This window comes from Streptomyces sp. NPDC031132, assembly GCF_055570595.1.
On the sequence record NZ_JBVIGX010000004.1, the window covers coordinates 245084 to 251635 of the forward strand.

Annotated in this window: 8 protein-coding genes (1 of these 8 running past the window's edge); 3 read left to right on the top strand and 5 right to left on the bottom strand. The window is 72.5% G+C overall.

All coding sequences use genetic code 11. The features are described 5' to 3' along the window. Nucleotides 1–72: 72 nt before the first annotated feature. A complete protein-coding gene (gene idi / locus ACZ49B_RS08745) occupies nt 73–672 on the top strand; it encodes an isopentenyl-diphosphate Delta-isomerase (RefSeq protein ID WP_468302101.1) in 600 nt (199 codons plus the stop codon). A gap of 71 nt (nt 673–743) precedes the next feature. On the opposite strand, the gene ACZ49B_RS08750 is transcribed toward idi, so the two are convergent. Beyond that, nucleotides 744–1256 carry an ATP-binding protein gene (locus ACZ49B_RS08750; protein ID WP_468302477.1) on the bottom strand — a complete coding sequence of 171 codons (513 nt, stop codon included), beginning with the start codon at nt 1254–1256 and terminating at the stop codon, nt 744–746. Nucleotides 1257–1386: 130 nt separating this feature from the next. Continuing rightward, the gene (locus ACZ49B_RS08755; RefSeq protein ID WP_468302104.1) at nt 1387–2079 is read right to left on the bottom strand and encodes an HdeD family acid-resistance protein; all 693 of its coding nucleotides are present in this window, start codon (nt 2077–2079) and stop codon (nt 1387–1389) included. A gap of 78 nt (nt 2080–2157) precedes the next feature. On the opposite strand from ACZ49B_RS08755, the gene ACZ49B_RS08760 reads away from it, so the two are divergent. Next, complete coding sequence (locus ACZ49B_RS08760) at nt 2158–2913, top strand: enoyl-CoA hydratase/isomerase family protein (protein WP_468302107.1); 756 nt, start codon at nt 2158–2160, stop codon at nt 2911–2913. Here the strand turns inward: ACZ49B_RS08760 and ACZ49B_RS08765 are convergent. Continuing rightward, nucleotides 2891–3526, bottom strand: a complete 636-nt coding sequence (locus ACZ49B_RS08765) for a DJ-1/PfpI family protein (protein WP_468302110.1) — start codon at nt 3524–3526, stop codon at nt 2891–2893. The genes ACZ49B_RS08760 and ACZ49B_RS08765 overlap by 23 nt on opposite strands. A gap of 58 nt (nt 3527–3584) precedes the next feature. Next, nucleotides 3585–4556 (bottom strand): GlxA family transcriptional regulator, encoded by a 972-nt coding sequence (locus ACZ49B_RS08770; protein WP_468302112.1) that lies wholly within the window; start codon nt 4554–4556, stop codon nt 3585–3587. A 103-nt stretch (nt 4557–4659) separates the two neighbouring features. Between ACZ49B_RS08770 and ACZ49B_RS08775 the strand changes: the two genes are divergently transcribed. Continuing rightward, on the top strand, nt 4660–6297 hold the full coding sequence (locus tag ACZ49B_RS08775; RefSeq protein WP_468302115.1) for an ABC-F family ATP-binding cassette domain-containing protein: 1638 nt from the start codon (nt 4660–4662) through the stop codon (nt 6295–6297). Between the two features lie 236 nt (nt 6298–6533). Here the strand turns inward: ACZ49B_RS08775 and ACZ49B_RS08780 are convergent, their stop codons facing one another. Next, a protein-coding gene (locus tag ACZ49B_RS08780) for an SDR family NAD(P)-dependent oxidoreductase (protein ID WP_468302118.1) crosses the window boundary here: on the bottom strand, nt 6534–6552 show its 3' end. It continues 758 nt past the right edge of the window; only the last 19 of its 777 coding nucleotides appear in the window; the start codon falls outside the window, past its right edge — the gene reads right to left on this strand; it ends in the stop codon at nt 6534–6536.

Genomic DNA, 6552 nt, shown 5'->3' on the forward strand with positions numbered 1-6552 from the left:
GGATCGCCGAAGTGGGGACAAGCCTCTTTTGTACGGCAGACTGAAGGCCGAAGTCCGAAGCGAAGGATGGGTATGCCGACCACACCAGCCACCGCCGCGAACACCGCGTCCCCCGGCACCGGCACTCAGGAACCGATCATGCTCGAACTGGTCGATGAGTCCGGCAACACCATCGGCACGGCGGAGAAGCTCTCCGCCCACCAGGCGCCGGGTCTGCTGCACCGGGCCTTCTCCGTGTTCCTCTTCGACGAGCAGGGCCGCCTGCTCCTCCAGCAGCGCGCCCTCGGGAAGTACCACTCACCCGGCGTCTGGTCGAACACCTGTTGTGGCCACCCCTACCCCGGGGAGTCGCCGTTCGCGGCGGCGGCCCGGCGGACCCACGAGGAGCTGGGCCTGTCGCCCTCGCTGCTCGCCGAGGCGGGGACCGTCCGCTACAACCACCCGGACCCCGCTTCGGGTCTGGTGGAGCAGGAGTACAACCACCTGTTCGTGGGACTGGCACAGGCACAGCTGGAGCCGGATCCGGAGGAGGTCGGCGACACCGCGTTCGTGACCGCCGAGGAGCTGGCCAAGCGGCACGCCGAGGCGCCGTTCTCCGCGTGGTTCATGACCGTGCTGGACGCGGCCCGGCCCGCGATCCGGGAACTGACGGGTGAAGCCGCGGGCTGGTAGCCCGTACGCCGCTGCTGACGCCGGTCCCGGACTGCGGGGTTCGGAGCTCGGGGTTCGAACCTCGGGGCGGCTCAGACCGCGGGGGTCCGCGCGGCCGGCGCGGTCGGCGGGGTGAGCGGCAGGGCCGCCCAGATGACCTTGCCGCCCGTCGACGTGTGCTCGACGTCGCACACCCCGCCGGACTCACGGGTGACCTCGCGCACCAGGAGCAGGCCCCGTCCGCCGGTCTGGCCGAAATCCGCCTCCAGCGCCTTGGGGCGGTACGGGTGGTTGTCCTCGACGGCCACCCGTACCCACTCCCGGCCGATGGCGACCTCGACCGCGACCTCCGGCGAGAGCAGGGCCGCGTGCCGGACCGAGTTCGTCACCAGTTCGGAGACGATCAGCAGCAGCGAGTACACCAGGTCCCGGGAGGCCGGGACGCCCTGGCGGCCGAGCAGGTCGCGGACGGCGCGGCGGCACTGGGGAACGGATTCTTCTACAGCGGGCACGGTGAACCGCCACACGCCTTCGTACGCGAGGGGGTCGGCCGGGGCTTCCGGCTCACCCTCCTTGGCTGGCGGGACGCTCCCGCTGACATCCATCTTCCGGCCCCCGTCTTCACGCTCGATCGTCTCCACGCGTCCAGAGTGGGGAACGGGCCGGTCCGTGCCGGACCCCTGACCAGAAGTCAGCGTCAATCGGACGCTTTCTGACCGTTGGCGTATGACAGCGTCAGTTGTGCGACTGTTCCTGATCTTCTGCGGGACCCTTCTCGGCCGCACCACCCGCCCCGCCCGCGGCCGCCGGGACCTCGTCTTCCCTGACCAAGCCCAGGATGCGCCGGGCGCTCATGCCCAGGACCAGCAGGCTCAGCCCGTCGAACAGGAGGGCGAGGGAGAAGAAGGTTCCGATCACGTAGAGACTGTTGCCCGGCCAGTTGGAGAGGATCAGGAAGCCCAACAGGATGCCGAAGGCTCCCTGGACCAGGTTCAGCCACAGGTGCGACCCGCGTACCACCAGGCCCCCGACCAGCCGGAACAGCCCGCCGATGAGGAAGAACAGCGCGGCGAACATGGTCAGCGCCTCGGCGCTCGCCTCGGGCCGGCGCAGGATCACGAAACCGGCGGCGATGTTGATCGCGGCGACGACGACGGCGAGCCAGAAGTGGTTGCTCTTGCGGGACTGGAACGCCTGGACCAGGCCCACCAGGCCGCCGGCCAGCAGCAGCCAGCCGAAGAGGAACATCGTGGTCAGCGTGGCGAAGGCGGCGTAGAACAGACCCACCAGCCCGGCCACCACCAGGAGCACCCCGAGCACGGCCAGCAGCCCGAAACTGCGCTCGAGCTGCTTCTTGTCCTTGGCCTCGGCAGTGGATCCGGCCCCGGCGCCGGTCCCGGTCCCGGCCGCGGAACGGTCTGCGCCCATGGTCGTGCCACCTTTCAGCACCCCCCGGACGGACTCCCCTTGATCATAGGTTCGGCCCACCGGGATAGCATCCGGCGCATGGAAGCAGCGCTCTTGCACACGGTCGCGGACGGGGTCGCCACCGTCGTCATCTCGCATACCGCCAAGCGCAACGCCATGACCGCGGCGATGTGGCGGGCCCTCCCCGAGCTGCTGGACGGGCTCGCGGCCGACCCGGCCGTACGGGTGCTCGTCCTGACCGGGGCCGGCCCGACCTTCTGTGCGGGGGCCGACATCTCCTCCCTGGCCGGGGACGCGGAACCGCAGGCGCTGGCCGTGGCGGCGGAGGAGGCCCTGGCCGCCTTCCCGAAGCCGACGCTCGCGGCGATCCGCGGATTCTGCGTGGGCGGCGGCAGCCAGCTGGCTGCGGCCTGCGATCTGCGCTTCGCCGAAGAAGGGGCGTCGTTCGGGGTGACCCCGGCGAGGCTGGGCATCGTCTACCCCGCGTCCTCGACCCGAAGGCTGGCCGCGCTGGTCGGCCCGGCGGTGGCCAAGTACCTCCTCTTCTCGGCCGAGTTGATCAACGCCGAGCACGCGCTGCGCGCGGGCTTCCTGAACGAGCTGCTGCCGGCCGGGCAACTGGACAAGCGCGTCGCGGACTTCGCCCGCGTCCTGACCACCCGCTCGCAGCTGACGCAGGCCGCGGCCAAGGAGTTCGCGGACGGGCGGACGGACCGGGCCGGGTACTGGGCGGATCAGGCGGCCGGAAGCGGCGACACCGCGGAGGGCGTCGCCGCGTTCCTGGAACGCCGTACCCCGTCGTTCGGCTGGACTACCGGGGGTGGAGCGGGTTGACCGCGCGCAGCCGCGCCACGATCTCGGCCGGGGCCTTGTCCGGCGAGCCGGCGTCGTAGGGCGGCTGGGGGTCGTACTCGGTCATGAGCTGGACGGTCTGGGCGTACTCCTCGCCGGCGATGCGGCCGAGGAGGCCGAGGCCCATGTCGATGCCGGAGGACACCCCGGCGGCTGTGACGTACTTCCCGTCGTACACGACGCGCTCGCCGGTGGGTTCGGCGCCGAAGGCGGGCAGCCGGTCCAGGTAGAGCCAGTGGCCCGCGGCCCGCCGCCCCTCGAGCAGCCCGGCGGCGGCCAGGAGGAGCGAGCCGGTGCAGACGGAGGTCGTCCAGGTGGTGGTGGCGTCGACGGCGCGCAGCCAGTCGATGACGGCCGGATTCTCCATCTCCAGCTCGGGGTGGGGCCCGCCGGGCACGATGACGATGTCGGGCCGGGTCACCTCGTCGAGCCCCTTGTCGGCGACGAGGGCCAGTGCCCCGTTGTCGGTCCGCACCGGCCCGGGCCGCTCGGAGACGAACACGACCTCGGCGTCGGGAAGCCGCCCGAGGGTGTCGAAGGGCCCGATGGCGTCGAGCGCGGTGAACCGGTCGTAGAGCAGGACTGCGATCTGCATGTTTCCTCCTGAGTGGGGGTGTACCTGATGAGCGGTGCCGTACCTGCTGAGCGGCGGTCTACGGGTGGTCGGGACCGAAGCGGCGGCGGTATTCGGCCGGGGGCTGGCCCAGGGTCCTCACGAAGGCCCGCCGGAGGGCCTCCGGGGTGCCGTAGCCGCAGGCGCGGGAGATCTGGGCCACCCCGTCCCCCGTGTCCTCCAGGAGGCGCCGCGCGTGCTCCACGCGCACCCGCTCCACGTAGCGGCCCGGCGTGACCCCCGTCTCCGCCTGGAAGGCCCGCGCGAAGTGCCGGGGCGACAGCCTGGCCCGCGCCGCCAGGGACTCCACGCTCAGGTCCGCGCCCGGATGCTCCGTGATCCACTGCTGCACCTCCCGCAACGGATCCCGCTGCGCGGTCTGCGCCGCCAGCTGCGCGCTGAACTGCGCCTGGTTCCCGGGCCGGCGCAGGAACACCACCAGGTGGCGCGCGATCTCCAGCGCGATCTCCCGACCGTGGTCCTCCTCCACCAGTGCCAGGGCGAGGTCGATCCCCGCCGTGACCCCGGCCGAGGTGGCCACGCGGCCGTCCCGTACGTAGATCGGATCCGGTTCGACCGTCACCCTCGGGTAGTCCCGGGCCATCTGCTCGCACACGTACCAGTGCGTCGTGGCCCGCCGCCCGTCCAGCAGCCCGGCCTCGGCGAGCAGCAGCCCGCCCGTGCAGACGGAGACCAGTCGCTCCGCGCCTCCCCCGTGCGCGCGCAGCCATGCGGTGAGCCGCGGCTCGAAGTCCCCCCGGTACTGCCCTCCCGGCACCAGCACGGTCGTCCCCGGTCCCGGCCTCGCGCTCGCCAGGTCCGCGTCCGGCACCAGCGTGAGCCCGCTGCTCGTCCGTACGGGCGCCCCGCCCGGGGACACCGTACGGATCGCGTACCCGTCCCCCGCCCGCCCCGGGAAGCGGGCGACCGCGGCGAACACCTCCACGGGCCCGGTCACGTCCAGGCTCTGCACGCCGTCGTAGAGGACGACGAGCACGTTTCGCAACGACATGACCCCATGGTGTGACGCCCGGCCGATGACCGCAATGACGGCCATCCCACCTTTACGGCCACGGTCCGGCGGCGCGCAGGGGCGCGGATAGGATCGACGGACCATGACTGCAACCCTCGTCGCCAAGAACCTCACTGCCGCGCACGGTGAGCGCACGCTCTTCGCCGATCTCGACCTCGTCGTCGCCCCCGGCGACGTCATCGGCCTCGTCGGCGTCAACGGCGCCGGGAAGTCCACCCTGCTGCGCCTGCTCGCCGGACTGGACACGCCCGAGACCGGTGAGCTGCGGCTCTCCCCGCCCTCCGCCGCCGTGGGCCATCTGCCCCAGGAGCCGGAGCGGCGCCCCGAAGAGTCCGTACGGGAGTTCCTGGCCCGGCGTACGGGCGTCGCCGCCGCCCAGACGGCGCTGGACGCGGCGACCCAGGGCCTGGTCGACGGGACCCCGGGCGCGGACGACGCGTACGCGACGACGCTGGACCAGTGGCTGAACCTCGGCGGCGCCGACCTCGACGAGCGGGCCCAGGAGGTCGCCGACGAGCTCGGCCTCGCCGTCAGCCTGGACCTGCCGATGACCGCGCTGTCCGGCGGCCAGGCGGCCCGCGCGGGCCTCGCCTCGCTGCTGCTCTCCCGCTACGACGTCTTCCTGCTCGACGAGCCGACGAACGACCTGGACCTGGAGGGCCTGGAGCGCCTCGAGCGGTTCGTGAAGGGCCTGCGCGCGGGCACGGTCGTGATCAGCCATGACCGCGAGTTCCTGACCCGGACGGTCACCAAGGTCCTCGAACTGGACCTGGCCCAGCAGCAGATCAACCTCTACGGCGGCGGCTACGACGCGTACCTGGAGGAGCGCGAGCGGGCCCGATCGCACGCCCGCGAGGAGTTCGACGAGTACGCGGGCAAGAAGGCGGCCCTGGAAGGCCGCGCCCAGATGCAGCGCAACTGGATGGACAAGGGCGTCCGCAACGCCCGCCGCAAGGCGAGCGACAACGACAAGATCGGCAAGAACCTGCGCGGCGAGTCCAGCGAGAAGCAGGCCGCCAAGGCCCGTCAGACGCAGCGCGCCATCGAGCGGCTCGATGTCGTCGAGGAGCCCCGCAAGGAGTGGGAGCTGCGCATGGAGATCGCGGCGGCGCCGCGCTCCGGCTCGGTCGTCGCCACGCTGAACGAGGCAGCCGTGCGGCGCGGGGACTTCACCTTCGGCCCGGCCAGCCTGCAGATCGACTGGGCGGACCGGGTGGCGATCACCGGCGCCAACGGCGCGGGCAAGTCCACCCTGCTCGCCGTCCTGCTCGGCCGACTGGCGCCCGACTCCGGTGCGGCCACGCTCGGTTCGGGTGTGCTGATCGGCGAGGTGGACCAGGCGCGCGGGCTCTTCCTCGGGGACGAGCCGCTGCTGGAGGCCTTCTGCGCGGCGGTCCCGGACACCGAGCCGGCCGAAGTACGGACCCTGCTGGCCAAGTTCGGCCTGAAGGCCGTGCACGTGCTGCGCCCGGCGGCGACGCTGTCTCCCGGCGAGCGCACCCGGGCGGCCCTGGCGCTGCTCCAGGGCCGCGGGGTGAACCTGCTGGTGCTGGACGAGCCCACGAACCACCTGGACCTTCCGGCGATCGAGCAGCTGGAGTCGGCCCTGGACGCGTACGAGGGCACCCTGCTGCTGGTCACGCACGACCGCCGGATGCTGGACGCGGTGCACGTGACCCGCCGCCTGGAGGTCGCGGACGGCAAGGTCACCGAGCTCTGACGCTCCCTGCCTCTACTGCTGCGGCGCCCGGCGCTTGCGCGGCAGCCTCTCGGCCACGAGGCCGCGCGGCAGGTGCCGGGCGGCGAGCGCGTACGCCTGGTAGCGGGGGGGGGGGGGGGGGGGGGGGGGGGGGGAGGGGAGGGGGGGGGAGGGGGGGGGGGGGGGGGGGGGGGGGGGGGAGGGGGTGTTTTTTGTGTGGGTCTGCGGAGGGTGTTCCCGTCTTTGCGCTTCTCTGCTTAGGGGCAGAACCACGGG

What these genes read in the sequence shown, in the direction of transcription:
- ACZ49B_RS08755 (WP_468302104.1), bottom strand. Translation starts at nt 2,079, where the DNA reads ATGGGCGCAGACCGTTCCGCGGCCGGGACCGGGACCGGCGCCGGGGCC.
- ACZ49B_RS08775 (WP_468302115.1), top strand. Translation starts at nt 4,660, where the DNA reads ATGACTGCAACCCTCGTCGCCAAGAACCTCACTGCCGCGCACGGTGAG.
- ACZ49B_RS08765 (WP_468302110.1), bottom strand. Translation starts at nt 3,526, where the DNA reads ATGCAGATCGCAGTCCTGCTCTACGACCGGTTCACCGCGCTCGACGCC.
- ACZ49B_RS08750 (WP_468302477.1), bottom strand. Translation starts at nt 1,256, where the DNA reads ATGGATGTCAGCGGGAGCGTCCCGCCAGCCAAGGAGGGTGAGCCGGAA.
- idi (WP_468302101.1), top strand. Translation starts at nt 73, where the DNA reads ATGCCGACCACACCAGCCACCGCCGCGAACACCGCGTCCCCCGGCACC.
- ACZ49B_RS08770 (WP_468302112.1), bottom strand. Translation starts at nt 4,556, where the DNA reads ATGTCGTTGCGAAACGTGCTCGTCGTCCTCTACGACGGCGTGCAGAGC.
- ACZ49B_RS08760 (WP_468302107.1), top strand. Translation starts at nt 2,158, where the DNA reads ATGGAAGCAGCGCTCTTGCACACGGTCGCGGACGGGGTCGCCACCGTC.